Raw genomic sequence first — 26,354 nt, forward strand, 5'->3', positions numbered from 1 at the left:
AAAGAAAGCGATTGATTAATTGGAATATGTTCGCTAAAATAGAACAGGTATCGTGAGTGTTATATTAGTTTGAGAGGTGCAAGATGAACCCAGAAAAAATTGAGACAGCTTTTTCTTTGATGGAAGAAGCGATCATTGCATTGCAGCAATCGCTAGGAACTTCTTTCTTTGACGCTTACATTGAAAATGCGGAGAACTTAGTCGACAATGCGAAAGTACGCGTGCTTGATCAGCAGCCGGATGCGGCTACTGTCGCAAAAGTAGAAACACTATATCAAGAATTATTAGCGTTAGCTTTAGACAAAGAAGATTGGCGGAAATTAACGCAATTGATTTTGCTTAAAGGCTCAAAAAATGAAAATTTACAGCCTAATCATCAATTGACGCCAGATAGTATCGGCTTTTTATTTGTCTTTTTGATCGAACAACTGACGTTGAAAAAAGATCAGCCATTAGAAATTTTAGATATCACTGTCGGAATGGGCAATCTATTGCTGACAGCGTTGATCAATTTGCAAGCAGCAGGCTATTCAGTCAACGGAATCGGCGTTGATAATGATGAGACCTTACTTGCGATTGCCGCTTCAGACAACTTATTGATGGGCGAAACAGTGAAATTATTCCATCAAGATAGTTTGCAAGATTTATTGGTAGATCCAGTAGATTATGTGATTGGTGACTTGCCAGTCGGTTATTATCCGAATGATCAGCAAGCGCAGAAATTTGCGACACATTCTGAAAAAGAACACAGCTATGCCCATCATTTATTGATGGAACAAGCCATGAACTACGTGAAGCCAGCAGGTTTTGGCTTATTTTTAGTGCCAAGTAATTTCCTTGAGGCAGAGCAAGGCCCATTACTGCAAAAATGGTTGAAAGATGATGTGTTATTACAAGGGATCATCCAATTACCGGATGAGTTATTTAAATCAGAGCATTCACGAAAAAGTATTTTACTGTTACAAAAACAAGGTGGAACAGCAGAACAAGCGGAAAAAGTTTTACTCGTTCATTTGCCTTCGTTGAAGGATCCAACACAAGTAACAGAGTTCTTTAAAAAATTCGAGGACTGGAAGTCTTCTAATTTATAAGCCGCTCTAATGGGCGAAAAGCAATTTAATTATAGAGGAGAGTTAACATGTCAAAAACAATTGCAATCAATGCCGGTAGTTCAAGTCTAAAATGGCAACTGTATCAAATGCCTGAAGAATCAGTCATCGCAAAGGGAATCGTTGAACGAATTGGTTTAAATGACTCAATCTTTACGATCAAATATGGCGACGGACAAAAATTCGAACAAGTTTTGGATATTAAAGATCATGAAGTGGCAGTTCAAATGTTACTAGATCAATTGATCGACTTAAAAATCATTGCGTCATTTGATGAAATCGCAGGCGTTGGCCACCGGGTAGTAGCTGGAGGCGAATACTTTAAAGATTCTGTTTTGATCGATGACGATGTCTTAGCAAAAATTGAAGAATTAAGTGAATTTGCGCCGTTGCATAACCCGGCAAATGCTATGGGAATCAAAGCATTCCGTCATATTTTGCCAAATATCGTCAGCGTGGCTGTTTTTGATACTTCTTTCCATGCGACAATGCCGGCAACGAATTATTTATACAGTATTCCAAAAGAATATTACGATAAATTTGCCGCTCGTAAATATGGTTTCCACGGAACAAGCCATCGTTATGTTTCTGAACGTGCCGCAGAATTATTAGGCAAACCACTTGAAGAAACAAAAATCATTACTGCCCACATCGGTAATGGCGGTTCAATAACAGCAGTTGAGGGCGGAAAATCTGTTGATACATCAATGGGCTTCACACCATTAGCTGGTCTTACAATGGGTACGCGTTCTGGTGATATTGATGCCTCATTGTTGCCCTACTTGATGGAAAAAACAGGTATCAAAGATATCAATGAAATGATCGATGTATTGAACAAAAAATCAGGCGTCTTAGGCCTGACTGGCATTTCAAGCGACATGCGCGACATCGAAAGCGGTGCAGAAGAAGGCAATGCAGATGCTATTTTAGCGTTAGATATTTACTGTGATCGTATCCGTAAATATATCGCACAATACATTTCAGTGATGGATGGCGTGGATGCAATCGTCTTTACTGCGGGTGTTGGTGAAAACGCAGATCCTGTTCGTCAAATGGTTCTAGAAAGAATGACTTGGTTCGGCATTGAGATTGATAAAGAAATCAATCAGAGCGTTCACGGAAAAGAAGCAGAAATTTCAACAGAAAATTCTCGTGTGAAAGTTTATGTGATTCCGACCGATGAAGAAGTAATGATCGCTCGTGATGTGGCACGTTTAGGAAAATAGTCCGTTAACCTCTTACCAAATTTTGGTAAGAGGTTTTTCTTTTCTAGAAAAGGAAAAGCATAATTTTGTTGTGGAAGAACAAAACTATGCTATTTTTTTATGTTAAACTTTTTGTGAAAGTGAGAGTGACTTTTATGAATGAAAAAAGAATGATTGAACGTTCTATTCAAGAATATGTACCAGGGAAACAAGTTACACTGGCTCACTTGATTCCACATGCTAATCAAGAAGTCTTTGAAAAATTAGGACTTGAACATACAGGTGATGCGATTGGTATTTTGACAATTACACCAAGTGAAGCATCGATTATTGGCGCTGATATTGCTAAAAAATCTGGAAATGTCTCGATTGGTTTTATGGATCGTTTTAGCGGAGCAGTAGTCATTATTGGTGAGGTGTCTTCAGTAGAGTTTGCATTAAAACAAGTGACCAATTCATTAGCAACGGTCTTAGATTTTGACGTTGCAGAAATAACTAGGACTTAGCGATGAAGCGAGTCATTTTTATTGGAGAAACAGGATCAGGTAAAACCACACTGATGCAAATTATCAATGAATGGGAGATCAAATACCACAAGACTCAACAAGTATATTTCACAGACAATGTGATTGACACACCAGGTGAATTCATGGAGAATCGTTTTTACTATAATGCACTAGTTAGTTCTTCAGTTGGTGCAGACTGTGTTGCGATTGTTCAGAGCATTACGAGCAAACAAAATTATTTTCCGCCATGTTTTTCTTCTCGATTTACTAAACCAATGATTGGTATTATTACAAAAACCGATTTAAAACAAAATCAAGCTGAATTTGATTTGGCCAAAAAAAGGTTGGAACTGGCTGGGGTAAAAAAGATATTTCCAGTGTCCATCTATGAACAAGAAGGAATTTCTAATTTCAAAAATTTTTTATTAGCAGATAATTTTTGACAGCGTATTCAAAATGAGTTATTATAATGTGAAGAATTGAATAGAAGCATTTGGAGCAGGGAACAAGGTGTGAATCCTTGGCAGACCCTTTCTACTGTATAAGCAGACGAGATCTCATAACGCCACTTTCGGGAAGGCGAGATTTAGGATGACGCGAAGTCAGGATACCAGCTCTTTTGCTGAGATAATTGTATTGGGAAAGTTATTTCACCATAAAATAGTCATAGCGACGTTTATTTGGTGAGGTGTCTTCCAGACACCTCTTTTTTTATCCAAAAAAACAGCCCTTAAAAAGGCTGTTTCAAGAATTTATTTCACTTTTCGATAGTTGACTGGAGTCATTCCTACAAGTTCCTTGAAGATTTTACAAAAATAGCTTGTTTGCGAATACCCGATATTTTGTGAGATTGACTTGATACTTAAATTAGATTGGGCCAACAGTGTCTTGGCTTGTTCAATTCTTTGTTGATTCAAATAAGTAATGAAACTGATGCCCATTTCTTTTTTAAAAAGTCGGCTAAAATAAAATTGACTCAAATAAACATGATTAGCCACGTCTTCTAAGGTTAAGTTGGTCGTTAAATTGTTTTCTATATATGCAATTGCTTTGTGGATCTCATCGTTTTTTGAATTGATCGCTGATTTCATCTCTTTCTTAGTGGTGTGAAAATTAAATTTAATGCGATTGCGCGGGTCGGTTTCATCAAAATGGTAGTCACCAATCGTTTTTAACAATGCAGCAGCAGATTTTATTTGAGTTGTGGAAACAAGCTTGATTTTTTTTCTAGCTTGTCGTAATTCTGAAGATTTCTCCCAATTAGTAACAATGGGATGGATTCGGGTGAATGGACTTTGAAGATCTTCGTCCATTTCCACTTGGCCAAATAATGCAAAACCTAACAACTGATTGTTTCGAATAATGGGTAATGAAATATCTGTGAGACCAGCATGACAACGGTAGATACACGGATCTCCATTTTTTGATGCTTCTAAACCGCCAAATGCATCACATTTTTGACAAAGAGATTTAAATTCAGGTTTTGAGCGCATAATCTGACAGAAAGGTGAAAAATTATATAATTCAGATGTTTCGTTTCCATGGATATCAACGATCACAGAACCGAAATCCGCCGCAAGAGCAAAGTCTTTGATTGTTTTAGATAGTTTTAATGAGCTTTCTGAGTTTAATGTGTTGGGGGTTTCCATGTAAGCGCCTCCTAATTACATATTATTTTAACAGAATAAAAAGAAAATTTAAATCTTGTTAATGATAATATCATTATTTTGACAAGCGAAAGACAAAATATTATTATGGAAAAATCCTTTTTAACCAATGATTAGGGTTTATTTGTCGCTGTTTTAGAAATTTGAGGAAGCAAAATTTTAATATTATAAATAAAGTGATTGAAAGATAGGACAAATTTGTTCTATCTTTTTTGTTTATTATAAAGAATGTAAGGGCTATCAAATTAATTAGGAGGAATGTTTTATGCAACAAGAAGCGTTAGGAATGATTGAAACGAGGGGACTAATCGGTGCGATTGAAGCAGCAGACGCGATGGTCAAGGCGGCAAATGTTTCATTAATAGGAACAGAAAAAATTGGGTCTGGATTAGTCACTGTAATGGTTCGAGGAGACGTTGGTGCGGTCAAAGCAGCAGTTGATGCTGGTGTTTCTGCAGCTAATGCTGTTGGAGAAGTGATTTCTAATTATGTTATCCCACGACCTCATACCGAAGTTGAAGGCTTGCTCCCTAAGTCAGAATAGAAAGGGTGAATAGCTGATGACAAATACAGATTTACAAATTGAAGAAATTATGAAGCGTGTGTTAGAAAAAATGGATACTGGAAATGAAATAAAAAAAACTAATGAAGGAGATCGAAAAATGATTGATAAGCAATGTGCATTGACAGAATTTGTGGGAGCGACCGAGTTTGGAGACACGATTGGATTAGTAATTGCTAATGTGGACTCATCTTTATTAGAAACCATGAAATTAGAAAAAAAATATCGTTCGATTGGAATCGTTGGTGCACGTACGGGTGCCGGACCACACATTATGGCTGCCGATGAAGCAGTTAAAGCGACCAATACCGAAGTTATCTTAATTGAGATGCCGCGTGATACAAAAGGTGGAGCGGGTCATGGATCATTGATCATCTTTGGTGGAGATGATGTTTCCGATGTGAAACGTGCGGTGGAAGTAACATTAAAAGAGGTTGATACGCGTACGTTTGGCGATGTTTATGGAAATGAAGCCGGTCACATTGAATGTCAATATACGGCTCGTGCAAGTTACGCATGTAATAAAGTGTTTGGTGCACCTGTTGGGAAAGCATTTGGGATTTTAGTTGGTGCTCCTGCTGCAATTGGCGTGGTAATGGCAGATACAGCATTGAAATCAGCAAATGTAGATGTAGTGACATACGCAACGCCGCAAAATGGTCAAAGTTTCTCCAATGAAGTGACGATGACAATCACAGGGGATTCTGGTGCTGTTCGCCAAGCAATTATTTCAGCCCGTGAAATTGGGTGCCAATTATTGGGAACTATGGGAAGCGCGCCTAAAAACGATCAACCATCATACATTTAAGAGTGGGAGTGAAAAATAGATGAAATCAAAACGATTTGAGGAATTAGAAAAAAGAGCGGTTAATCAAGATGGTTTCGTAGATGAATGGGTTGAAGAAGGATTAATTGCTATGCAAAGTCCCAATGACCCTAAACCTAGTATTAAAATTGTTAATAATGAGGTAGTTGAACTTGATGGAAAAAGTAAATCAGATTTCGATTTGATTGACTCATACATTGCACAATACGGAATAGATTTAACGCGAGCAGAAGAAGTGATGAATATCTCTTCTAAAGACCTGGCAAACAAGATTGTAGATCCTAATATTTGTCGAGAAGAGATCATTCAATTGACAACAGCAGCAACGCCAGCAAAATTAAATGAAGTCGTGGGCCATATGAACGTAGTCGAAATGATGATGGCTGTTCAAAAAATGCGTGCGCGTCGTCGTCCGACTACTCAATCTCACGTTACGAATCTGCGTGATAATCCTGTTCAAATTGCAGCAGACGCAGCTGAAGGGGCTTTACGTGGATTTGATGAACAAGAAACAACAGTTGCAGTAGCTCGTTATGCGCCTTTTAATGCAGTGGCACTTATGGTCGGATCTCAAGTGGGACGTCCGGGTGTATTGACTCAATGTTCATTGGAAGAAGCAACCGAATTAGATTTAGGAATGCGCGGCTTTACTGCTTACGCTGAAACGATCTCAGTTTATGGTACTGAGCGCGTCTTTACAGATGGTGATGATACACCATGGTCTAAAGGATTCTTAGCCTCTTGTTATGCATCTCGAGGATTAAAAATGCGCTTTACTTCTGGAACTGGGTCAGAGGTACAGATGGGTTATGCTGAAGGGAAATCAATGCTTTATCTTGAAACACGTTGTATTTATTTAACAAAAGCAGCGGGTGTTCAAGGCTTACAAAATGGTTCAATCAGTTGTATTGGTGTTCCGGGTGCAGTTCCTTCAGGAATTCGTGCAGTTTTAGCAGAAAACTTGATTGCTATGTTACTTGACTTAGAAGTAGCTTCTGGAAATGACCAAACATTCTCTCATTCTGATATTCGCAGAACAGCACGTTTGTTGATGCAATTCTTGCCAGGAACAGACTATATTTCATCAGGATACTCTGCAACACCAAACTACGACAATATGTTTGCCGGCTCCAATTTTGATGCAGATGATTATGATGATTATAACGTCCTTCAGCGGGACCTAAGAGTCGATGGCGGCTTGCGTCCGGTAAGTGAAGAAGATGTTGTAGCTGTTAGAAATAAAGCAGCAAAAGCATTGCAAGGCTTATTTAACAAATTAGGCTTGCCAACGATCACTGATGAAGAGGTTGAAGCAGCAACTTATGCTCGCGGCTCGCAAGATATGCCTGATCGTGACATGGTTCAAGATATCAAAGCAGCAGAAGAATTATTGGCGCAAGGATCTACAGGTCTTGATCTTGTGAAGGGATTATCTGAAAGTGGTTTTGAAGATATAGCAGCAAGCGTACTTAATCTTCTAAAACAACGTGTAGCAGGAGATTTCTTACAAACATCTTCAATTTTTGATGCAGATTGGAATGTGATTTCTGCGGTCAATGATAAAAATGATTATGCCGGACCAGGCACGGGTTACCGTCTTGATGGTTCAGAATGGGAAAAAGTGAAAGCTATTCCTAAAGCAATTAACCCGAAAGATATTTAAGGAGGAGTAAAAATGACAGAACTGAATGAAAACCTTTTACGCTCCATTATTAAAGAAGTTTTAACTGAAATGGAAGCGAGTACAGTTGATCAGCCCGTTGCATTTGAAGAATCAAAAACTGAATCTACTTCATCATCGGATTGGTTCAAATCTGTTGGTGTGGCTCAGCCAGGGAAATCTCAAGATGAAGTAGTTATCGCAGTAGCTCCCGCATTCGCTGATTCACAGACAACCAATATTGTCGGTATACCACATAAAGATATTTTGAAACAAGTAGTTGCTGGAATTGAAGAAGAGGGCTTAAAAGCTCGAATCGTTAAAGTTTATCGGACATCTGATGTGGCATTTGCAGGTGTTGAAGGGGATAAATTATCTGGTTCAGGAGTTTGTGTGTCGATTCAATCGAAAGGCACGGCAATTATTCATCAAAAAGATCTACAACCATTATCAAATCTAGAACTTTTCCCGCAAGCTCCGTTGATCACTTTAGAAACATATCGTGCGATCGGAAAAAATGCTGCGAAGTATGCTAAAGGCGAATCACCAAATCCAGTACCTATGATGAATGATCAAATGGCTCGTCCTAAATATCAGGCTTTATCAGCTTTGCTACACATTAAAGAAACAAAACACGTAGTAATTGGAAAACCAGCAGAAGAAATTGCTGTAACTTTATAGTGAGGTGACTAGAATGAATGAACAATCTATTGAAAGTTTGGTTCGGGGTATCTTAAAAGATATGAATAGCGGTACGAGTGCTACTGCAACAGAAAATACAGCAGATACTGGCGTAGCAACGGTCGCTGATTATCCAGTTGCCAAAAAACATCCAGAGTGGATAAAAACTAAAACGGGTAAAACATTAGATGATATCACTTTAGAAAATGTTTTGAATGGTTCTTTAACACCAGACGATTTAAAAATCACACCAAGAATTTTAAAAGCACAGGGAGAAATCGCAACAAGTGCAGGCAGAAAGACGATTGCATCTAATTTTGACCGGGCATCAGAATTGACAGTAGTTCCTGATACTCGTGTTTTAGAAATGTACAATGCACTACGTCCATATCGTTCAAGTAAACAAGAATTACTGGATATCGCGAGTGAACTGGAAAATAAATACAATGCCCAAATTAGCGCAGATTATTTCCGCGAGGCAGCTGAATACTATGAAAAAAGGAAAAAATTAAAAGGTGATAATTAATTTCTAATTTGGAATTTCAGGAAGAGGAGCAATGAATGATGAGACATGTAATTGGAATTGATATTGGTAATTCCTCAACTGAAGTGGCCTTGGTAGAAATTGATGACCACCAACATATTCGATTCCTAAAATCAGCTATTGCAGATACGACTGGTATAAAAGGAACGAAGAAGAATTTATTTGGGATTTATAAGGCAATCAATGAGGCGTGTACAAAAAATCACTTGTCAGTCAACGAGATTGACTTGATTCGAATCAACGAGGCTACACCAGTAATCGGGGATGTTGCGATGGAAACTATCACTGAAACAATCATTACAGAATCGACTATGATTGGACATAACCCGAAAACTCCAGGTGGATTAGGCTTAGGGGTAGGAACGACTATTCGCTTCAATGAATTAGAAAACAAGGGTAAACGAGCAACGCCTTATATTGTGATTATTGAAAAAGCATTTGAATTTGATGATGTTGCACGAAAGATCAATCATTTTGTTGAAAATGGATTTGAGATCACTGCAGCAATCATGCAATCAGATGATGGCGTCTTAGTAAATAATCGTTTAAGTAAAAAAATTCCAATCGTGGATGAGGTTTCCTATATAGATAAGGTACCAGTGGATATGTTAGCAGCAGTAGAAGTTGCTGAAACGGGTCGCGGAGTTTCACAATTATCTAATCCGTACGGGATTGCGACCGTCTTTAATCTCGATTCGGAAGCGACTAAAAATATTGTACCAGTAGCCCGAGCACTAATTGGCAATCGTTCTGCAGTTGTAATCAAAACGCCAAAAGGGGATGTCAAGGCACGGACGATTCCAGCAGGAAAAATCGAGATTACCGGCGGCAATCGGCGAAACACTGTGAGTATTTCAGCGGGTGCTGAAAAAATCATGGAAGTGATCACTGCGTTTGATACGATTGATAATGTCACTGGCGAATCAGGAACAAATGTTGGCGGTATGCTTGAAAAGGTTCGATTAACAATGGCGGAACTGACGGATCGTCCAATAGATCAAATTTTTATTCAAGATTTATTAGCGGTCAATACATTTGTACCAATCAGCGTTAAAGGTGGATTAGCCGGGGAATTCTCTATGGAGCAGGCAGTTGGGATTGCTTCAATGGTGAAATCAGACCACTTACAAATGTCAAAAATTGCGGATGAAATTCAACGAGATTTAGGAATAAAAGTTGAAATAGGTGGTGCTGAAGCAGAGGCAGCGATTTTAGGCGCGCTAACGACACCAGGTACCTCAGCTCCTCTTGCAATTTTAGACTTGGGTGCCGGTTCAACTGATGCTTCAATCATCAAAAAAGATGAAACGATTGTGGCAACTCATTTAGCTGGTGCGGGTGATATGGTAACCATGTTGATTCGCTCAGAACTAGGATTAGAAGATACTTATTTGGCTGAAGATATCAAGAAATATCCGTTAGCGAAAGTAGAAAATATTTTCTATATTCGCCATGAAGATGGCGCAGTACAATTCTTTGAGAAACCATTAGATCCCTCATTGTTCGCTAAAGTCGTTGTCGTTACTCCGAATGGTTTTGTTCCGATTCCTGGCGATGATTCTATTGAGAAAATTCGTTTGGTTCGTCAAACCGCGAAAGAACGTGTTTTTGTTACGAATGCTTTACGTGCTTTACGTCGTGTAAGTCCAACAGGCAATATTCGTGATATTCCATTTGTTGTAATTGTTGGAGGATCTGCACTAGACTTTGAGATTCCGCAAATCGTAACTAATGCATTATCCCATTACGGCTTAGTGGCGGGGCGCGGCAATATTCGTTATGTTGAAGGGCCACGAAATGCAGTAGCGACTGGATTGATTCTCTCTTATTTGAGGGAGGGATTAGATGGAGCTTGATTTTACTGTTCGACCAGTGGTAGTGATTTATCTTTCACAAATAAGTTTGGCGGAAGAGATTCAATATGTATTATACGGTTTGGAAGAAGAACAAATTCCGTATTCTTTAGAACAAGAAAATCTTTCAACAGCTGTGGAAGCGGCTTATGCTGCGGCGAATCAATCTTCTTTAAATGTTGGAATTGGCTATGTAAACAATGAAGTAGCACTCCATTATAAAAATTTGGCACCAGAAACTCCTTATCAAGCGATTCAACGAGTTGTAACTTGTCCATCATTACTTTTGAAAAAATTTGGTGGGAATGCGGCACGTTTAGTAAAGGGTGTGCCATTCAAATCAATTGATCTTTTGGAGGTGAAAAAATGAATCACGCAATTGGCTTAGTTGAAGTAAGAGGTTTAGCCAGTGCAATCGATGTATCAGATACGATGGTGAAAGTAGCAAATGTTGACCTTTTAGGTGTTGAAAAAGCAAAAGGCTTTGGTTTGATGACTATTAAGGTCGCCGGAGATGTCGGAGCTGTAAAAGCAGCAGTTGATGCAGGAAAAGCTAAAGCTCTCGCTAACAACGTTTATCTGTCTTCATTAGTTATTCCTCGTCCAGCCAATGATTTAGAAAAAGTTTTCTTCAAAAAAGAAGAGGACGTTGAATTGATGTCTGAAAATATTGAAAAAGAGCAACTAATAGAAGAATCTGCAGAAGATTCAAAAAAGAAATCCGAAGAAAGTATTCTAGCAACTACATCAGTAAATGAAGCACCCGTAGAAATCCAAAGCAAAAAGAATCAATCAAAGGTTCAAAAAAAAGCGATGGATAAAAAAAAGAAGAAGTAACTACAAAGTTAAATAGGAGGAATAGATATGAATGATGCATTAGGAATGATCGAGACGAAAGGTTTGATTGGCGCAATCGAAGCAGCTGATGCCATGGTAAAAGCTGCCAATGTTACATTGGTGGGAACTGAAAAAATTGGTTCTGGTTTAGTAACAGTTATGGTTCGAGGCGACGTTGGAGCTGTAAAAGCCGCAGCTGATGCCGGTTGTGCCGCAGCTGAAAAAGTGGGAGAAGTGGTTTCCGTACACGTGATCCCAAGACCTCATCATGATGTTGATCAAGTTTTGGTACCTAAAGTAGGCAATGAGTAATTATAATAGCGAGGAAATTAGACGAATTGTTCGTGAAGTACTGTTAGAGATGAAAACGGAAACCTTTCCGATTGGAATCTCTAATCGGCACATACATTTAACGGAAGAACATTTCAATATTCTATTTCCCAATGAAACAATCGAACCAGCTAAACCTTTAAAACAACCGGGTGAATTTGCTTCAAAGCAAACTATAACCTTAGTAGGTCCGCGAGGAGAAATAAAGAGAGTTCGAATTTTAGGTCCATTGCGTAAACGTTCACAGGTAGAAATATCAAAAACAGATGCACGAAACCTGGGTATTCAGGCGCCGATTCGTTTGTCTGGTCAACTTGATGATGCCGTCGAAGTAAAGCTGCAAAGTGAAGCCGCAGAGTTAACAATTCCTGCTGCAATTGTAGCCAAACGTCATATCCATCTTAACTATCAAGATATGGAACGGTTGAAATTAAAAGAAGGACAAGTTGTTTCAGTTGAGATTTTTGAAGGTTCGCGAAAAGTTGTCTTTGAAGATGTCGAGTTGCGGCCAGGTAAAGATTTTATTTTAGAAATGCATGTTGATACAGATGAAGCAAATGCTGCAGATATTCAATCAAATACACGAGGACGGATTATCGAAAAATAATCCAAAGGAGGAAGTATGAAATCAATCGAAAAAGCCAATAAATTATTAACATCTTTTCATGAGCTTGTAAATACAAAAAAAATACAAGCCTTTGATTCTAAAGATGGCTATAAGGTGGGAGTTGATTTAGGTACTTCCTCAATTGTTTTGGTTGTTTTAGATGGGAAGAATCGCCCAGTTTTTGGTGCTTTTGAATATGCCAATGTGATTCGTGATGGATTAGTTGTTGACTACCAAAAATCGGTTGAAATCGTGAAGCGTTTGCGAGTCCAAGCGGAAGAGGCTCTAGGGTTTTCATTGGAGGCAGCATCAGGAGCGATTCCACCAGGAACGGTAGGAAATAATAAACGTGTTGTTGCAAACGTTATCGAGAGTGCAGAAATGGTCGCCGACCAATTGGTAGATGAACCAACCGCTGCCGCGCTTGTTTTAGGTGTAGAAGATGGGGCAGTCGTCGACGTTGGTGGAGGAACGACTGGCATCAGTATTTTTGAGCAAGGACAACCGCTCATTGTTGAAGATGAGCCGACTGGCGGGACACATATGACTTTGGTGATTGCCGGGAATCATAAAATTTCAATCGAGGAAGCTGAATTAATCAAACGTGATCCAACACGTGATCGGGAGAATTTTATTATTTGTCGACCAGTGATTCAACGGATGGCTGATATTACGGCCAATGTCTTAAAAAAACATCCTACATCTCCTATTTATGTTGTTGGCGGTGCTTCTTATCTGACAGAATTTGAGAAAGAATTTTCAAACTACTTAGATCAAAAAGTTTTTAAACCGAAATATCCTCAATTTGTTACACCGATTGGAATTGCGATGTCGTCAAATCCAATTATTATTTGACTAGAAAGATGAAAACAATTATCAATTTGAAATACTATATCAGCAATGGATTGGGAGTAAGGATATGGACGAGTTAGTTGAGCGAATCATTTCAATTATCATTCAGCGGGAAAAAAAGACCTTGTTCCTTTCTTGCCAAGCATCTACCGATATCGACCGAGGAATCAGCGCGTTTTTATACAATAAGTATATCCATTTAACAGAAGTGGATATCCTCTTTTTAGAACGGTTCAAAAATAAAGATCAGAATGATTCATTCATTAAGTGGCTGTATCAAAGTTACAATTATGATTGTTGTCTGATATTTGAACTGGCGTTTTCAAATACTGATTTGATTCCTAATGAATTATTCAACGAATGCAGTGTGAAATTATTCAATAATCAAGGAAAACAGTATCTTTTATTTCCCAAAAAAATCATTACTTTTCAACAAGTAGCAATGCTGAGCTCGAAGCAGATTCTTTTATTAGCTTCAAATCAATCCATCACTGACTTGGCAAAAGAACGATTGCAGGAAATGAAAATAACTGTTATAGAAAGGAGTTTACCGTATGCTGATGGCAAAAGTAATTGGAAGTGTAGTTTCAACCCAAAAAGATGAATCATTAGTTGGAAAAAAATTAATGATTGTTCAGCCAATCAATTCTGAGCAACAGGTGATTCGCTTCCAACAAGTAGCAGCGGACACAGTGGGGGCTGGTATTGGAGATTATGTGTTGTTGACTAGTGGTTCTTCTGCCAGAAAGCTATTTCCAACTCCTTCAGATGCTGTAGATTATGCAATCGTTGGAATTATTGACACCTTTGATTTATAGGGAGCTGAGGAAAATATATGGCGATTTATACAAAAACGGGAGATAAAGGAACGACAAGTCTTTTTGATGGAACAAGAGTTAAAAAATCGGATTTGCGAGTAGATACTTATGGTACTTTTGATGAATGTTGTGCTCAAGTCAGCGTGGCTCAAAAACTAACTAATCATCCAGAGACCATTCAACATTTAGAATGGGTGCAGCATAAACTATTTCAATTAAATGCTGAAATCGCTACCGATAAAAATATGGCAAAGCTAGCAGCAAAAAGTACATTGATCGCAGAAACTGATATCCAGCAAATGGAAGATTGGATTGATCAATATACGGTACGTTTACCAGAACTGCATAGTTTCATTTTGCCTGGACAAACCCTATCATCTGCACAATTACATGTGACAAGGGCCGTTTGTCGGCGCGGTGAACGGCTGCTGACAGAACTTTCAGAGACGCTCGAGATCCGAGAAGAACTACGAAAATTCGTGAATCGATTATCTGATTGCTTATATATTTTTGCACGGATGGAAGATCATGGTGAATCTGAAAAAAAGTTGGTAGATGAGATCCTACACCGATATTTGGAACAAAGTGGGACTCAAGCTAATCCAAATAAAGAAAGTAACTTAGCAAGAAATTATAAAATTTTTCAAGCTTGTGAACAGCAAGCTAAAGCAATGGGAATCCCAGTATCAATGGCATTGGTAGATGAATTTGGCAAACTAGTTAGTTTTTATCGGATGTCGGGAGCGTTGCTTATCAGTGAATCTTTAGCTCAGAAAAAAGCATACTCTGCCGTTGCAATGAAGAGTGATACCCATGAATTAAAAGGAAAGATCCAACCTGAAGGAGAGCTGTATCAATTGGAGTCATTGACTGATGGAAAGATCGTGACCTTTGGCGGTGGATTCCTAATCAAAGATTCAAGTGGAAGAATTCTTGGCGGTATCGGAGTAAGCGGAGGTGCAGTTGAAGAAGATATGACAATTGCCCAAAAAGGGTTAGAGAAGTTGAAGGAGATTTAATAATGGAAGAAAAAGTGATAAAAGATATGATTATAAAAATTCTTCAAGAATCTCAAAAATCAGACACTCCGTTAAAGGAATTTGGGGTCTTTGAGACAGTAGAAGAGGCAGTTAAGGCAGCAAAATTTGCTCAAGAAACTTATGAGAATCAGACTTTGGAGACACGAAGGAAAGTCATCGAAGCCCTTCGCTGTGGAATGCGCCCATTCATTGAAGAGATTGCTTGTAAAACAGTAGAAGAGACAGGTATGGGTCGTTGTGAAGATAAAATTCAAAAATTACAATTAGTTTTAGATAAAACGCCAGGAGTTGAAGATCTGAAAACGGAAGCTTTGACTGGTGATAATGGAATGACACTTTATGAGCTATCTCCATATGGTGTGATTGGGGCAATAACACCAAGTACCAATCCAGCTGAAACATTAATGTGTAATGCAATCGGAATGCTAGCTGCTGGTAATGCCGTCTACTTCAGTGTACACCCAGGTGCAAAGAAAATCTCTCGCTGGGTCGTAAGCAAATTAAATGAAATCGTATACGAAAGTTGTGGGATTCAAAATCTGATTGTGACGATCACTGAACCTTCTATTGAAGCAGCTCAAGAAATGATGACACACCCAGATATTTCTTTATTGGTAATTACAGGTGGACCGGGAGTAGTTCGTCAAGGAATGAAAAGCGGGAAAAAAGTCATTGCTGCAGGAGCTGGGAATCCTCCAGCGTTGGTGGATGAAACAGCAAATATTGAAAAAGCAGCAAAAGATATCGTAATTGGTGCTTCTTTTGACAACAATATTTTGTGTACAGCAGAAAAAAGTGTAGTTGCGGTAGAACAAGTAACTGATTATTTGATTCTGCAAATGGAAAAGCAGGGAGCCTATCTTGTACAAGATGAAGCCATTATTCAAAAAATGGTGGATATGACGATTATGGAAAATGGTGCTCCAAGCCGGAAATTTATTGGGAAAAATGCTAATTACATCTTGGCAGAAGTTGGGATTCAAGTAGACTTTGATGTTCGGGTAATCATTTTGCGAGCAGACAAGATTCATCCGTTTGTTACAAAAGAGATGCTAATGCCGATTTTACCGGTAGTAACAGTAACTGATTTTGATGAAGCACTAGCTACAGCTTTACAAATAGAAAATCGATTGCATCATACAGCGACGATGCATTCACAAAATGTTGGTCGAATGAACTTAGCTGCAAAGAAATTTCAAACATCAATTTTTGTTAAAAATGGCTCATCATTTGCAGGATTAGGTTTTGGCGGCGAAGGGCCAACAACTTTTACAATTGCAACACCAACTGGAGAATGTACAACCACTGCACGAGATTTTGCTCGAAAACGCCGCTGTGTTTTGACGGATGGTTTTTCTATTCGCTAGAGAGGAGGATATTTCTTGAAAAAATGGTCAATGAAGCCAGAAATATATTCAGGTGTTGATAGTCTAGAACGACTACAGCAATTTGAAAAAGAAAACCTCTACTTTGTATGTGATCCTTATCTAGCAGAATCAGATAGTTTAAAAAGAATTTTAGGATATGTCAGACAGACTAACACTGTTAGTATCTTTTCTGATATTATTCCAGATCCGCCAATCGAGACGGTAGTAAAAGGGATTGAGAATATGGCACAGCAACAGCCTAGCGTGATTATAGCTGTTGGTGGAGGATCAGCAATCGATACAGCTAAAGCCATGCTATTTTTTTATAAACGAACGACTGGAAATAAAGTAAAACGTTTCGTTGCGATACCTACCACGAGCGGTACTGGTTCTGAGGTCACAAGTGCTTCTGTTATTACGGATACACAAAACAAAATTAAATATCCGATTTTTCATGAAGCGATTATTCCTCATGAAGCAATCTTAGATGCTAGTTTAGTTATATCAAGTCCGCCATCAGTTACTGCATTCAGTGGACTTGATGTGCTAACGCATGCGATTGAATCCTTAGCATCTATAAATCGGACAAACTATACAAACGCTTTAGCTGAAAAGGCCGTAGAGCTTGTTTTCCAATTTTTGCCAACGTGTGTTAATCAAGGAATGGAATTGGAAGCACGAATTCAAATGCACGAAGCCTCTACTTTAGCCGGATTAGCTTTTGATGCTGCGGGTCTGGGTGTTTGTCATGCAATCGCTCATCAAGTTGGAGCAAATTTCAAAGTACCGCATGGGTTGGCTAATGCCATGCTGCTCCCTTATGTGATTGAGGCGAATAGTCAAGACAAAGAGACAAGAAAAATGTATGCACGAACTTCACGTAAATTAGGCATTTGCCCACCTAGCTTGCCAGATCATCTAGCTGTTTCCAATTTGGCACAAGCAGTTCAACAATTGGCTATTGAGTGTAAGGCACCCATCAAATTAAATAGTTTCGGTGTTCAAGAAGAGGCTGCGTTGTTGGCGGAGGATATCATTGCAAAAAATGCTTTGAATGATATCACTTTTAAAACGAATCCGATTCAATTCTCAACTGAAGAAATCAAAGCAATCTATCGAAAAATTATTTAAGCAGTTGTTTTTTTCTTTTGTTTTCCACTTTAGCAAGTAATCGATTCATACTAATTAAAGAAACAACAGGCGATGTAAAAAGCAATATTAATTTTTGAGCAAATACAACAACAAAAACAAGGAGTTGACAAGATGGACAAAGCAGTAATAGGAGAATTTATTGGAACGATGGTTTTGACGCTTTTTGGTAGTGGAGTAGGCTGTTCGATCAATTTGAAAAAAACTTTAGCAAAAACTGTTGGATCAAACTGGGTACTTGTGGCATTTGGATGGGGAGCTGCGGTAATGCTTGGAGTTTATTCTGCAGGATTTTTTGGTGCTCCAGGACATTTGAATCCAGCTGTTACGATCTCTTTTGCAATTGGTGGAATTATAGATTGGGGAATTGTCGTTCCGTATATCATTGCTCAAATGGTTGGCGGATTTTTAGGTGCGTTGATCACAGCGATTCATTTTCTGCCGCATTTTAAAGAAACGGGTCCAGAAGAAGGAAATTCTGTTGGAATTTTTGCTACAGGTCCAGCGATCAGTGATCCACTAATGAATTTTGTCAGTGAAGTGATTGCTACTTTTGCCTTTGTATTTACTCTGTTGCTATTACCAGGAAAAGATTTCGCTGGTGGATTACAACCGATTGTTTTACTGTTCTTGCTAGTAGCAATTTCATTTTCTTTTGGCTCAACTACGGGTTATGCCATTAATCCAGCTCGGGATTTAGCTCCACGATTAATGTATACATTGATACCATTACCGAATAAAAATAAAGATTATAATTGGAGTTATGCGTGGGTTCCTTTAGTTGGACCAATCGTTGGCGCAACAATTGCAGTATTATTTGTAAACGCTTTTAGTTAAGAACGAATGTATTAGAATGTGAGGGAATTATTTGAATAAGAAAATTATGGCGATCAATTCAGGGAGCTCATCATTAAAGTTCCAATTGTTTCAAATGCCGGAAGAAGAACTATTAGTAAAAGGACTATTTGAACGAATCGGTCTAGAAGAAGAAATGATTTTCTCTTATTCGATAAACGATATGAAAGTCAAAACAGTAGTAAAGGGAAAGACTCATGAGGCAGCAATCGATTTCCTTTTACAATTTTTACTTGAAAAGAAGATAATGGGTAGTTTGCAAGAATTATCGGGTGTCGGACATAGAGTGGCTCATGGCGGTGAAAAATTTAAGCATTCAAGTTTGATTGATATGACCGCATTGCAGCAAATTAAAGACTTGGCTAAATTAGCACCGTTGCATAATCCGGTAAATGCTATCGGAATCGAAGCGTTTCAAAAAGATCTGCCTGACTGCCCTCAAATTGCTGTGTTTGACACGTCATTTCATCAAACGATGGCACCTAAAAATTATGTCTATCCATTGCCGTATCGTTTCTACGAAGAAGACAGCATCCGACGTTATGGGTTTCATGGAACAAGCCATCAATTTGTCGCCACAGAAGCAGCTAAAGAACTTGGAAAACCATTGGAGTCTTTAAAAATAATTTCTTGTCATCTTGGAAATGGCGCAAGTATTTGCGGCGTCAAAGAGGGGAAATCAGTGATTACTTCGATGGGCTTTACTCCATTGGCCGGTTTAATGATGGGGACCAGATGCGGAGATATTGATCCTTCGATCATCCCATTTTTACAATATGAAAAAAATCTTTCAGCTAGTGAAGTAGAAGTTATTTTGAATAATGAATCTGGCTTCAAAGGAGTAACAGGATTCAGCAGTGATACTCGTGATATTATGAGCCAAGCAGAGATTGGAAATGAGAAAGCTCAACTTGCGCTAGACATGTTTACCAGTCGAGTCAAACAAACAATTGGTGCCTATGCGGCCGAGTTGGGTGGTGTCGATGTCTTGATCTTTACGGCTGGGATTGGTGAAAATTCCGCTGAAATCAGAGAAATGATTTGTGAGAATTTGGCATTTTTAGGAATCCAGATAGATCAGGAAGAAAACCAGAAAAATAATAAAAAAATTAGTTCAAGCGAATCAGCAGTACAGGTATTAGTAGTGGAAACGAATGAAGAATTAATGATCGCACGAGATACCTTTAATTTAATTACAATTTAAAAATAAAGATATTCTAGCTAGAAATTAAGTTTTCTAGCTTTATTTTGGAGGGAAATTAAATGAAGAAAAAAACCGGAATGATTTTTCTAATTACTTTTGTAGTAATGATCTTGACTGCTTGTGGAGCAAATGACGCAACAGAAAGCAGTTCAACAGACAGTACCAAAGAAAAAGATATCTCGGTAACACTTGTTTTGAAAGAAGATGGGCAAGAATTTGAGTCAAAAAAAGTAACGGTTCAACCAGATACAACACTTTTTGCAGCGATGAAAGACAATTTTGAGGTGAAAGCTGAGGATGGTTTTATTACAGCAATTGATGGAAAAGAACAGGATAATAAGGCAAATAAATATTGGACCTATACTGTCAACGATAAAGAAGTCAATACTGGTGCTCAAGAGGTAAAATTAAAAAATAAGGATATCGCTATTTTTGATTTAGCTGAGATGAAATAATAGAATTCTGTTCTTAAAGTGAAAGTATATGAATTTTTTGTCCTGTTCTATAATAAAGCAAAAACTTCTAAAGATATCCCTTATAATAAATAAAAATAGAATAATAAAAAGTTATTTGATTAGGGAATGAGGTGAGAATCCTCAACAACCCCTTTTTACTGTATAGCAGACGAAATCTCCTTTGTGCCACTTAATGGGAAGGCGGGAGAGAGTAGGGAGATGCGAAGTCAGGATACCTAATCAAAAACAAATAAAACGATTGGATTGGGAAAATTGTTTTAGGCAGATTGTAATTCTAAATCGCTTGAAGCAGAAAGACCTTAATTGAGTCTTTCTGCTTTTTTTAATGATTTTTCAAGAAACGGAGATGGAGGAAGAATATGAAAAAGTTTTGGGTCGGGATTCATAGTTTGATGGTCGTAATTATTCTCTTTTCGAGTATTTTCTCAGCGGCTTCGATCGTCTATGGAACTGAAAAAAATTCATCAGAGGCAACAGTAGCTGCCTCGAACATCGAGACAAAAGCAAGTGATTCAGCAAACTGAAGCCGCGGAAACAACAGAACCAACAAAAAAAGTTCAGGAATTGATTCAAGCAATAGAAAAACTATCTTCAGCGACTGTGACTTATCAAGAAAAAGGACAGGTTGAAGCTCTGATTGAGACATACAATACGTTCTCTGAAACAGAAAAACAGCAAGTAACAAATAGCTCTGTATTAAGTCAAATGATTCAGCAGATCAATCAACAAGAGCAAGTTCAGCCGCAAGTACGACAGAAAAGTGAAAAAACGAAAATCACAATGACTGTAGAGCGATTAGTTTTAGGCCAAGGATTTATTGTGGAACCATTAGAACTAGAAGTTGATCCTTCTTGGAATTATGCGCAAGTTTTTGATTACGTTTTGAAAAATGAGGCATATACATATGAATTTACTGGGAATTTAGACGGTGGATTCTATTTGGCAGGGATTGATAATGCCGACACTGGAAAATTGGCTATTCCTGATTCGGTAAAACAATTAGGCGACCAATTAGGTACCCCTGTTGCCCAACTAACTGTTGAAGACAATTTCGAGCGTCCAGCTTTAGCCGAATTTTCGTATACTAGTACATCAGGCTGGAAATATTCAGTTAATCATAGTTTTCCAGGAGTTGGTATGAGCAGCCGGATTCCTCAAACTGGCGATGTCTGTCGAGTGCAGTTTACATTACTTGGTTTTGGCAGTGATTTAGGAGCTAGTTTTGGTGGGGGTTCAAAAATCACGGTAGCCAATAAGGATGAATTAATTCGTAAAATAGGAGAAATCAACCAAGACAAAGAAACTTGGCTCAATAAATATGGAGAAACCGCAGAGGCAGCCTATAATCAAGGAATGAAAATTTTGAAAACGCTTGATTCTTCGCAAAGTCAAGTAGATCAAATACTTAAACAACTTAAGGAAATTGAACCCGAAATAGTGCCTGAAGTGGAAAACGTTATAAAAAAAATAGATGCACTTGGTGAGATAACTTTAGAAAAGGAAAAGCAAATTGAAGAAGCACGGAACAGTTATGATGCCTTAACACTTGAACAGAAAGCTCAAGTTGGGCAAACTAAATTAGCTATATTGTTGGCAGCAGAAGCAAAATACAAAGAATTAGTAGAAGCAAATCAAGTATCAACAATCATAAGCTATATTAATAGTATTCCGCCACTAAATAGTCTTAGTCTGAGTCATCAAATAGATGTACAAAATATTCGTGCCCAATATGATCAGTTAGCAGAACTTTTGAAGCCCAGAATAACAAATTATCAAAAATTATTGGATAGCGAACAACGTCTCAGCGAGTTGGAAGCAGCAGAAAATTCGGAATTAGTTGAGATTCAAAAAGTGATAGAATTAATCGATAACTTACCTAATCCAGTGACTGAAGAAGCTAAATCGGCAATTGAAACGGCTCAAAAAGCCTATGATGAATTAACAGATTTGCAAAAAGACAAGGTGACTAATTATCAAAAATTAAGAGAAGCTCAAGAACAATTTGCAAATTTAAGTATTATGAATAAAACAAATTTTGCAATCAATCAGGCTAGTGCGTATTTAGCAAAAAAATACAGCGGTGAATGGACAGCATTTGCGATGGCTCGTATTCCAAATTCAATCACTGTTGAACAAAAGATGAATGAATACAAGAAGATAGCAGCGAAAGTTGAAGCAGCAAATGGAAATTTCAGTTCATGGACAGACGCGGCTCGTTATGGAATCGGGATTGAATCACTAGGAGGCAATGCCAGCGATGTCCGTGGACACAATATTCCACAAGCAATGATTGATCATATAGATTCAATAAAAAAAAGAACCTTGAATAATTCAATCTATACCTTGATCACCCTTGATATGAGAGAGTATGGACTGAAAGAGGAAGAAGCAATTCAAGAGGAATTGGTAGATGATTTGTTGTCAAAACAAACCCCTGATGGTGGTTGGAATTTGAATGGAACTGTAACAGGCGCGGGAGATGTTGATTTGACTGGTATGGCTTTAACGGCATTGTCCGCCCATCGTGAACGTGAGGATGTCCAAACTGCTATTAGAAAAGCGATTCTAATGTTGAATAACAATTTAACGAAAGAGGGCGACTTCTTTATAGAAAGCTGGTTTGCTGCAGAAGGTAATTCGAATTCAAATTCTCAAGCTTTGATGGGATTAGCTTTGAACGGTGTAGATATTTCGCAATATTCACTGGAAGAAGGTCAAACGAATCCAATCAATGGTTTGATTTCTTATCAAAAGACAAGCGGCGGTTTTGTGTGGCAAAAATCAGAACCTTATGAAGATACAATGGCTACGGAACAAGCCCTTTACGCATTGGTTCAAGTTCAATTATCACATGATGGAAAAGGCTCAAGTTATGACTTTGAAAAAAATCCGATTTCACCACTCCCAGCAGAAGATTTCGCTGCTGATGCGGAACAAGTCAATCAATTGATTCGAGGGCTTCCTGATCCTGAGAATATACGTTATCAGGACAATACTAGCGTTGCAGAGGCCCAAACGGCTTATAAAAAGTTAGCTCAAGATGCGCAAAAATTAGTAGAACAAGCTTTGATCGAAAAATTGGCTGACTGTCAGGAAAGAATTTCATTAGATAAAACGAGTGCTAATAAAGTAAAAACAGTAATAAGCCAATTGCTTCAAAAAGTTTCTGAGGCGACTTTAGATCAAAGAACGGCAATTGAAGAAGTCTATAGTCACTATCAGACGCTGACAGAACAGCAAAAAGAATATTTAGATCCAACATCAACCAATAAATTTCTGGGGATTTATCAAGATTTGCAAGTTTTGATCAAAGATGCAGAGACTTTAACGGAGTTGATTTCGGAAATCAAACAGCTTCCTGAGCCGGGAAAGGTTGAACTAGCAGATCAAAAAGCAATTAATAATTGCCGCAAACTTTATGATAGCTTATCAGAAAAAGGGAAAAAACAACTATCCTCTGAACTACTAATAAAGCTCCAGAATTGCGAGAATAAATTAGCCGAACTTGTAATGATCAAAGAGTTAATTGTACGAATTGAATCTTTGCCAGAGACAATCACATTAACTGATAAAACAGAAATTGAAGCAGTGCAATCAATCTATCAGTCACTAACAGAAGAACAACAGAAATTAGTCACCAATCTAAGTAAATTTAAGCAAGCTCAGGCTCAGTTAAAGAAACTTCTTTTATTGGATCAAGTAGATCAATCGATTGAAAAGGCTGTTTCGACTGTTGAAGGATCATTTTATGGTGAGTGGCAAGCCTTTGCTTTGGCACATTTACCAAACAACTTGACAGATGAACAAAAAATGAATGCTTACCGTAAGATTGCTGATGCAGTCGAAAAGGCAGATGGAAATTTCAGTTCATGGACAGATGCAGCTCGTTATGGAATCGGTGTTGAATCATTAGGGAAAAATGCTAGTGATGTGCGGGGACACAATATCCCACAAGCAATGATCAATCATATTGATTCAGTGAAAAAAAGAACTTTAAATAATGCAATCTATGCTTTGATCACTCTCGATATGCGAGATTACGGATTGAAGGAGGAAACGGCTACCCAAGAAGAACTGGTAGATTATTTATTATCCAAACAAACTATCAGCGGCGGATGGAATTTGAGTGGCTCAACGACAGGAGCAGCAGATATCGATCTGACGGGTATGGCTTTGACAGCGTTATCTGCCCATCGCGAGCGTAAAGATGTCCAAGAAGCTACTAGAAAAGCGGTCATATTATTGATTGATACTTTGACAGAAGATGGGGATTTCTTTATAGAAAGCTGGTTTGCTTCTGAAGGGAATCTAAACTCAAATGCACAAGCATTAATGGGATTACTATTGAATGATGTAGATATTTTTTCTGAAGATTTTTTAAGCAATGAGAAGACTCATCCAGTAGCAGGACTATTGTCCTATCAATTGCCTAATGGCAGTTTTATGTGGCAAAAATCTGAACCTGAGGAAGATTCAATGGCAACTGAACAAGCTCTATATGCTTTATCGCAGTTGAGATTGACACTTTCGGATAAGGGATCAAGTTATAATTTTGAAGAAAATCCGGTCTCCCCATTACCAAAAGAAGCTTTTGAATCTGTGGAAACACAGATTCAAAGTTTGCCAAAAATTGAGCAAATTTCATTAACTGACGAAAAGCAGGTTCAAACGGTACGAGACGCCTACGATGCTTTATCAAAAGAAGATCAAGCTAGAGTGAAAAAAGAATTAGTTGACAAATTGATAGCAGCAGAAAAAAGGATCAATTTGTTATGGAGCGAGTCAGAAGCTGCCAAAGAACAATCCAAAGCGATGTTAAAAGCAACTAAAAATTATATAACTAATCTATTTTCTTCCAATAATCCACAATTTGGTAATGAATGGATGATCATGGGAATCGCGCGTGAAGATATCAGCAGTTTAAATCAAACATATAATAAAATCTATTACGCTAATATTGTAGAGTATATCAAACAGAAAAATGGTCAGTTGCATGGTGGGAAATATACAGAATTTTCTCGTTTAGCCTTGGCGGTGACTGCCATAGGCAAAGACGCTAGAAATGTTGGCGGGTACGATTTGTTTGATTACCTTAGTGATTTTGATAGGACGATTTATCAAGGCGTCAATGGTGCAATGTTTGCATTAATTGCTGTTGATGCTAAAAAGGAATATCAGTTTAAACAGCCTGAAGGAATTGCTAACTACACAACTAGAAAGAAACTTATCGATCATATTCTAGAAAACCAACAATCTTTTGGCGGATGGAACTTAGCCAATGATGAGGATCAATCGATGGCTATTGACCTGACAGGAATGGCTTTACAAGCTTTAGCTCCTTATTATAATGATTCGAATTACCCGAAAGTTCATGCGGCAGTTGATAAAGCAATAAACTTTTTATCAAGTAAACAAAATAACTATGGAGCTTTTGGCGAAAAAAAATCACAAAATGTTGAAGAAGTTGCTCAAGTTATTACAGGTCTCTCAGCATTAGGGATTGATCCAGGAACTGATGCCCGCTTCAAGAAAAAAGGAAAGAGCTTAATTCAAGGACTAGCACAATTTCATATTGCTAATAGTGGTTTCATGCATGTTCTGCCTGGAGGAACCTCAAATGGTGGTGGAGTAGGCGGAGAATTAGATCCGATGGCATCTGAACAAGGATTCTATGCATTAGTCGCATATAAACGCTTCTTAGACCAAAAGCATCGGTTGTATGATATGAATGATTTAGAACTGAATTCGGAAGAACCTGATGTAGAGCCGACGATTCCTAAACAGCCTAATGATGATGGAACGGATCCGGTTGCTGACCAGCAAAATAATAAAGATTCTGGCAAGAAAATTTCTTCCAACACAACTACTGGAATTGGTGATCTACAATCGTCAGGCGAAACAAAATATACACAATTGTATGGAACAAGTAGTGACGCGACACCACTATTTGCCAATCAAAATCCGATCTCAAAAAAATCGATAAAAAATCAAGCGTCGCCTGAAAGTAATACAAAAGCATCAAAGAAAAAAGCTTCAGAAGACTGGGACTTTACAGGCGAGAACTATGAGGCCGCTTCAGATGCTAAGAGTGCAAAGAAGAAAAAAAGTAAAACAACTAGAACAGCTGTTGTGGTTACTTTAGGAACTGCCGCTACTGCGGGGTTATCTGGTGGATTATGGTGGTTCTTTAAGAGAAAGGTCTAGTG

Annotated in this window: 26 protein-coding genes and 2 riboswitches; of the genes, 25 read left to right on the forward strand and 1 reads right to left on the reverse strand. The window is 38.2% G+C overall.

The features are described from left to right. Positions 1–83 precede the first annotated feature (83 nt). From FFM63_RS02650 to FFM63_RS02665, 4 genes are all read left to right on the forward strand, one after another. A complete protein-coding gene (locus tag FFM63_RS02650) occupies positions 84–1,091 on the forward strand; it encodes a class I SAM-dependent methyltransferase (protein WP_137608795.1) in 1,008 nt (335 codons plus the stop codon). Positions 1,092–1,138: 47 nt separating this feature from the next. Then, entirely contained in the window at positions 1,139–2,335 is a 1,197-nt protein-coding gene (locus FFM63_RS02655; protein ID WP_137608796.1) for an acetate kinase, read from the forward strand. 134 nt (positions 2,336–2,469) lie between these two features. Next, positions 2,470–2,820 carry a BMC domain-containing protein gene (locus FFM63_RS02660; protein WP_137608797.1) on the forward strand — a complete coding sequence of 117 codons (351 nt, stop codon included), beginning with the start codon at positions 2,470–2,472 and terminating at the stop codon, positions 2,818–2,820. A 2-nt stretch (positions 2,821–2,822) separates the two neighbouring features. Then, entirely contained in the window at positions 2,823–3,263 is a 441-nt protein-coding gene (locus FFM63_RS02665) for a EutP/PduV family microcompartment system protein (RefSeq protein WP_137608798.1), read from the forward strand. 16 nt (positions 3,264–3,279) lie between these two features. Continuing rightward, positions 3,280–3,453: riboswitch (cobalamin riboswitch) on the forward strand. Between the two features lie 119 nt (positions 3,454–3,572). Here FFM63_RS02665 and FFM63_RS02670 read toward each other — a convergent pair. Continuing rightward, positions 3,573–4,469, reverse strand: a complete 897-nt coding sequence (locus FFM63_RS02670; RefSeq protein WP_137608799.1) for a PocR ligand-binding domain-containing protein — start codon at positions 4,467–4,469, stop codon at positions 3,573–3,575. 283 nt (positions 4,470–4,752) lie between these two features. Between FFM63_RS02670 and FFM63_RS02675 the strand changes: the two genes are divergently transcribed. The 21 genes from FFM63_RS02675 (at position 4,753) to FFM63_RS02770 (ending at position 26,352) form a co-directional block, all read left to right on the forward strand. Further along, positions 4,753–5,031 carry a BMC domain-containing protein gene (locus FFM63_RS02675; protein ID WP_137608800.1) on the forward strand — a complete coding sequence of 93 codons (279 nt, stop codon included), beginning with the start codon at positions 4,753–4,755 and terminating at the stop codon, positions 5,029–5,031. Positions 5,032–5,047: 16 nt separating this feature from the next. Then, on the forward strand, positions 5,048–5,857 hold the full coding sequence (gene pduB, locus FFM63_RS02680; RefSeq protein WP_137608801.1) for a propanediol utilization microcompartment protein PduB: 810 nt from the start codon (positions 5,048–5,050) through the stop codon (positions 5,855–5,857). A 19-nt stretch (positions 5,858–5,876) separates the two neighbouring features. After that, positions 5,877–7,538 carry a propanediol/glycerol family dehydratase large subunit gene (locus FFM63_RS02685; protein ID WP_137608802.1) on the forward strand — a complete coding sequence of 554 codons (1,662 nt, stop codon included), beginning with the start codon at positions 5,877–5,879 and terminating at the stop codon, positions 7,536–7,538. Between the two features lie 12 nt (positions 7,539–7,550). Beyond that, entirely contained in the window at positions 7,551–8,216 is a 666-nt protein-coding gene (locus FFM63_RS02690; RefSeq protein ID WP_137608803.1) for a propanediol/glycerol family dehydratase medium subunit, read from the forward strand. Positions 8,217–8,229: 13 nt separating this feature from the next. Continuing rightward, the gene (locus FFM63_RS02695) at positions 8,230–8,742 is read left to right on the forward strand and encodes a diol dehydratase small subunit (RefSeq protein WP_137608804.1); all 513 of its coding nucleotides are present in this window, start codon (positions 8,230–8,232) and stop codon (positions 8,740–8,742) included. Positions 8,743–8,780: 38 nt separating this feature from the next. Further along, positions 8,781–10,616 (forward strand): diol dehydratase reactivase subunit alpha, encoded by a 1,836-nt coding sequence (locus FFM63_RS02700; RefSeq protein ID WP_137608805.1) that lies wholly within the window; start codon positions 8,781–8,783, stop codon positions 10,614–10,616. Then, positions 10,606–10,983, forward strand: coding sequence for a glycerol dehydratase reactivase beta/small subunit family protein (locus tag FFM63_RS02705; protein ID WP_137608806.1), 378 nt, complete (start codon positions 10,606–10,608; stop codon positions 10,981–10,983). The genes FFM63_RS02700 and FFM63_RS02705 overlap by 11 nt, the downstream gene beginning before the upstream one ends. Beyond that, the gene (locus FFM63_RS09915; protein WP_137608807.1) at positions 10,980–11,450 is read left to right on the forward strand and encodes a BMC domain-containing protein; all 471 of its coding nucleotides are present in this window, start codon (positions 10,980–10,982) and stop codon (positions 11,448–11,450) included. Before FFM63_RS02705 ends, FFM63_RS09915 begins: the two co-directional genes overlap by 4 nt. Positions 11,451–11,477: 27 nt before the next feature. After that, a complete protein-coding gene (locus tag FFM63_RS02715; protein WP_137608808.1) occupies positions 11,478–11,762 on the forward strand; it encodes a BMC domain-containing protein in 285 nt (94 codons plus the stop codon). Continuing rightward, positions 11,755–12,387 (forward strand): phosphate propanoyltransferase, encoded by a 633-nt coding sequence (pduL, locus tag FFM63_RS02720; protein ID WP_137608809.1) that lies wholly within the window; start codon positions 11,755–11,757, stop codon positions 12,385–12,387. The genes FFM63_RS02715 and pduL overlap by 8 nt, the downstream gene beginning before the upstream one ends. 15 nt (positions 12,388–12,402) lie before the next feature. After that, complete coding sequence (gene eutJ / locus FFM63_RS02725) at positions 12,403–13,242, forward strand: ethanolamine utilization protein EutJ (protein WP_137608810.1); 840 nt, start codon at positions 12,403–12,405, stop codon at positions 13,240–13,242. Between the two features lie 64 nt (positions 13,243–13,306). After that, complete coding sequence (pduM, locus tag FFM63_RS02730) at positions 13,307–13,843, forward strand: PduM family microcompartment protein (protein ID WP_137608811.1); 537 nt, start codon at positions 13,307–13,309, stop codon at positions 13,841–13,843. Beyond that, positions 13,794–14,057: a EutN/CcmL family microcompartment protein gene (locus FFM63_RS02735; RefSeq protein WP_137608812.1), complete on the forward strand. Its 264-nt coding sequence runs from the start codon at positions 13,794–13,796 to the stop codon at positions 14,055–14,057. The genes pduM and FFM63_RS02735 overlap by 50 nt, the downstream gene beginning before the upstream one ends. 17 nt (positions 14,058–14,074) lie before the next feature. Beyond that, positions 14,075–15,076 carry a cob(I)yrinic acid a,c-diamide adenosyltransferase gene (locus FFM63_RS02740; RefSeq protein WP_137608813.1) on the forward strand — a complete coding sequence of 334 codons (1,002 nt, stop codon included), beginning with the start codon at positions 14,075–14,077 and terminating at the stop codon, positions 15,074–15,076. Between the two features lie 2 nt (positions 15,077–15,078). After that, positions 15,079–16,464: an aldehyde dehydrogenase family protein gene (locus FFM63_RS02745; protein ID WP_137608814.1), complete on the forward strand. Its 1,386-nt coding sequence runs from the start codon at positions 15,079–15,081 to the stop codon at positions 16,462–16,464. A gap of 15 nt (positions 16,465–16,479) precedes the next feature. Continuing rightward, positions 16,480–17,595 (forward strand): 1-propanol dehydrogenase PduQ, encoded by a 1,116-nt coding sequence (locus FFM63_RS02750; protein ID WP_137608815.1) that lies wholly within the window; start codon positions 16,480–16,482, stop codon positions 17,593–17,595. 132 nt (positions 17,596–17,727) lie between these two features. Then, the gene (locus FFM63_RS02755) at positions 17,728–18,450 is read left to right on the forward strand and encodes an MIP/aquaporin family protein (RefSeq protein ID WP_137608816.1); all 723 of its coding nucleotides are present in this window, start codon (positions 17,728–17,730) and stop codon (positions 18,448–18,450) included. Positions 18,451–18,481: 31 nt separating this feature from the next. After that, entirely contained in the window at positions 18,482–19,672 is a 1,191-nt protein-coding gene (locus FFM63_RS02760) for an acetate/propionate family kinase (RefSeq protein ID WP_137608817.1), read from the forward strand. Between the two features lie 59 nt (positions 19,673–19,731). Then, positions 19,732–20,127: a DUF4430 domain-containing protein gene (locus FFM63_RS02765; RefSeq protein WP_137608818.1), complete on the forward strand. Its 396-nt coding sequence runs from the start codon at positions 19,732–19,734 to the stop codon at positions 20,125–20,127. Positions 20,128–20,213: 86 nt separating this feature from the next. Then, a riboswitch (cobalamin riboswitch) is annotated at positions 20,214–20,386 on the forward strand. Positions 20,387–20,507: 121 nt separating this feature from the next. Beyond that, the gene (locus FFM63_RS09775; protein ID WP_171000184.1) at positions 20,508–20,672 is read left to right on the forward strand and encodes a hypothetical protein; all 165 of its coding nucleotides are present in this window, start codon (positions 20,508–20,510) and stop codon (positions 20,670–20,672) included. After that, positions 20,656–26,352 carry a prenyltransferase/squalene oxidase repeat-containing protein gene (locus FFM63_RS02770; protein ID WP_137608819.1) on the forward strand — a complete coding sequence of 1,899 codons (5,697 nt, stop codon included), beginning with the start codon at positions 20,656–20,658 and terminating at the stop codon, positions 26,350–26,352. Before FFM63_RS09775 ends, FFM63_RS02770 begins: the two co-directional genes overlap by 17 nt. Positions 26,353–26,354 lie beyond the last annotated feature (2 nt).

This window comes from Enterococcus pingfangensis, assembly GCF_005405205.1.
GTDB classification, from domain to species: Bacteria; Bacillota; Bacilli; order Lactobacillales; family Enterococcaceae; genus Enterococcus_A; species Enterococcus_A pingfangensis.

Coding starts and splice junctions, on each gene's coding strand:
- FFM63_RS02700 (WP_137608805.1), top strand. CDS start 8,781: ATGAGACATGTAATTGGAATTGATATTGGTAATTCCTCAACTGAAGTG.
- FFM63_RS02695 (WP_137608804.1), top strand. CDS start 8,230: ATGAATGAACAATCTATTGAAAGTTTGGTTCGGGGTATCTTAAAAGAT.
- FFM63_RS02705 (WP_137608806.1), top strand. CDS start 10,606: ATGGAGCTTGATTTTACTGTTCGACCAGTGGTAGTGATTTATCTTTCA.
- FFM63_RS09915 (WP_137608807.1), top strand. CDS start 10,980: ATGAATCACGCAATTGGCTTAGTTGAAGTAAGAGGTTTAGCCAGTGCA.
- FFM63_RS02685 (WP_137608802.1), top strand. CDS start 5,877: ATGAAATCAAAACGATTTGAGGAATTAGAAAAAAGAGCGGTTAATCAA.
- FFM63_RS02675 (WP_137608800.1), top strand. CDS start 4,753: ATGCAACAAGAAGCGTTAGGAATGATTGAAACGAGGGGACTAATCGGT.
- FFM63_RS02745 (WP_137608814.1), top strand. CDS start 15,079: ATGGAAGAAAAAGTGATAAAAGATATGATTATAAAAATTCTTCAAGAA.
- FFM63_RS02650 (WP_137608795.1), top strand. CDS start 84: ATGAACCCAGAAAAAATTGAGACAGCTTTTTCTTTGATGGAAGAAGCG.
- pduM (WP_137608811.1), top strand. CDS start 13,307: ATGGACGAGTTAGTTGAGCGAATCATTTCAATTATCATTCAGCGGGAA.
- pduB (WP_137608801.1), top strand. CDS start 5,048: ATGACAAATACAGATTTACAAATTGAAGAAATTATGAAGCGTGTGTTA.
- FFM63_RS02660 (WP_137608797.1), top strand. CDS start 2,470: ATGAATGAAAAAAGAATGATTGAACGTTCTATTCAAGAATATGTACCA.
- FFM63_RS02735 (WP_137608812.1), top strand. CDS start 13,794: ATGCTGATGGCAAAAGTAATTGGAAGTGTAGTTTCAACCCAAAAAGAT.
- FFM63_RS02715 (WP_137608808.1), top strand. CDS start 11,478: ATGAATGATGCATTAGGAATGATCGAGACGAAAGGTTTGATTGGCGCA.
- FFM63_RS02740 (WP_137608813.1), top strand. CDS start 14,075: ATGGCGATTTATACAAAAACGGGAGATAAAGGAACGACAAGTCTTTTT.
- FFM63_RS02765 (WP_137608818.1), top strand. CDS start 19,732: ATGAAGAAAAAAACCGGAATGATTTTTCTAATTACTTTTGTAGTAATG.
- FFM63_RS02690 (WP_137608803.1), top strand. CDS start 7,551: ATGACAGAACTGAATGAAAACCTTTTACGCTCCATTATTAAAGAAGTT.
- pduL (WP_137608809.1), top strand. CDS start 11,755: ATGAGTAATTATAATAGCGAGGAAATTAGACGAATTGTTCGTGAAGTA.
- FFM63_RS09775 (WP_171000184.1), top strand. CDS start 20,508: ATGAAAAAGTTTTGGGTCGGGATTCATAGTTTGATGGTCGTAATTATT.
- FFM63_RS02655 (WP_137608796.1), top strand. CDS start 1,139: ATGTCAAAAACAATTGCAATCAATGCCGGTAGTTCAAGTCTAAAATGG.
- FFM63_RS02755 (WP_137608816.1), top strand. CDS start 17,728: ATGGACAAAGCAGTAATAGGAGAATTTATTGGAACGATGGTTTTGACG.
- FFM63_RS02665 (WP_137608798.1), top strand. CDS start 2,823: ATGAAGCGAGTCATTTTTATTGGAGAAACAGGATCAGGTAAAACCACA.
- FFM63_RS02670 (WP_137608799.1), bottom strand. CDS start 4,469: ATGGAAACCCCCAACACATTAAACTCAGAAAGCTCATTAAAACTATCT.
- eutJ (WP_137608810.1), top strand. CDS start 12,403: ATGAAATCAATCGAAAAAGCCAATAAATTATTAACATCTTTTCATGAG.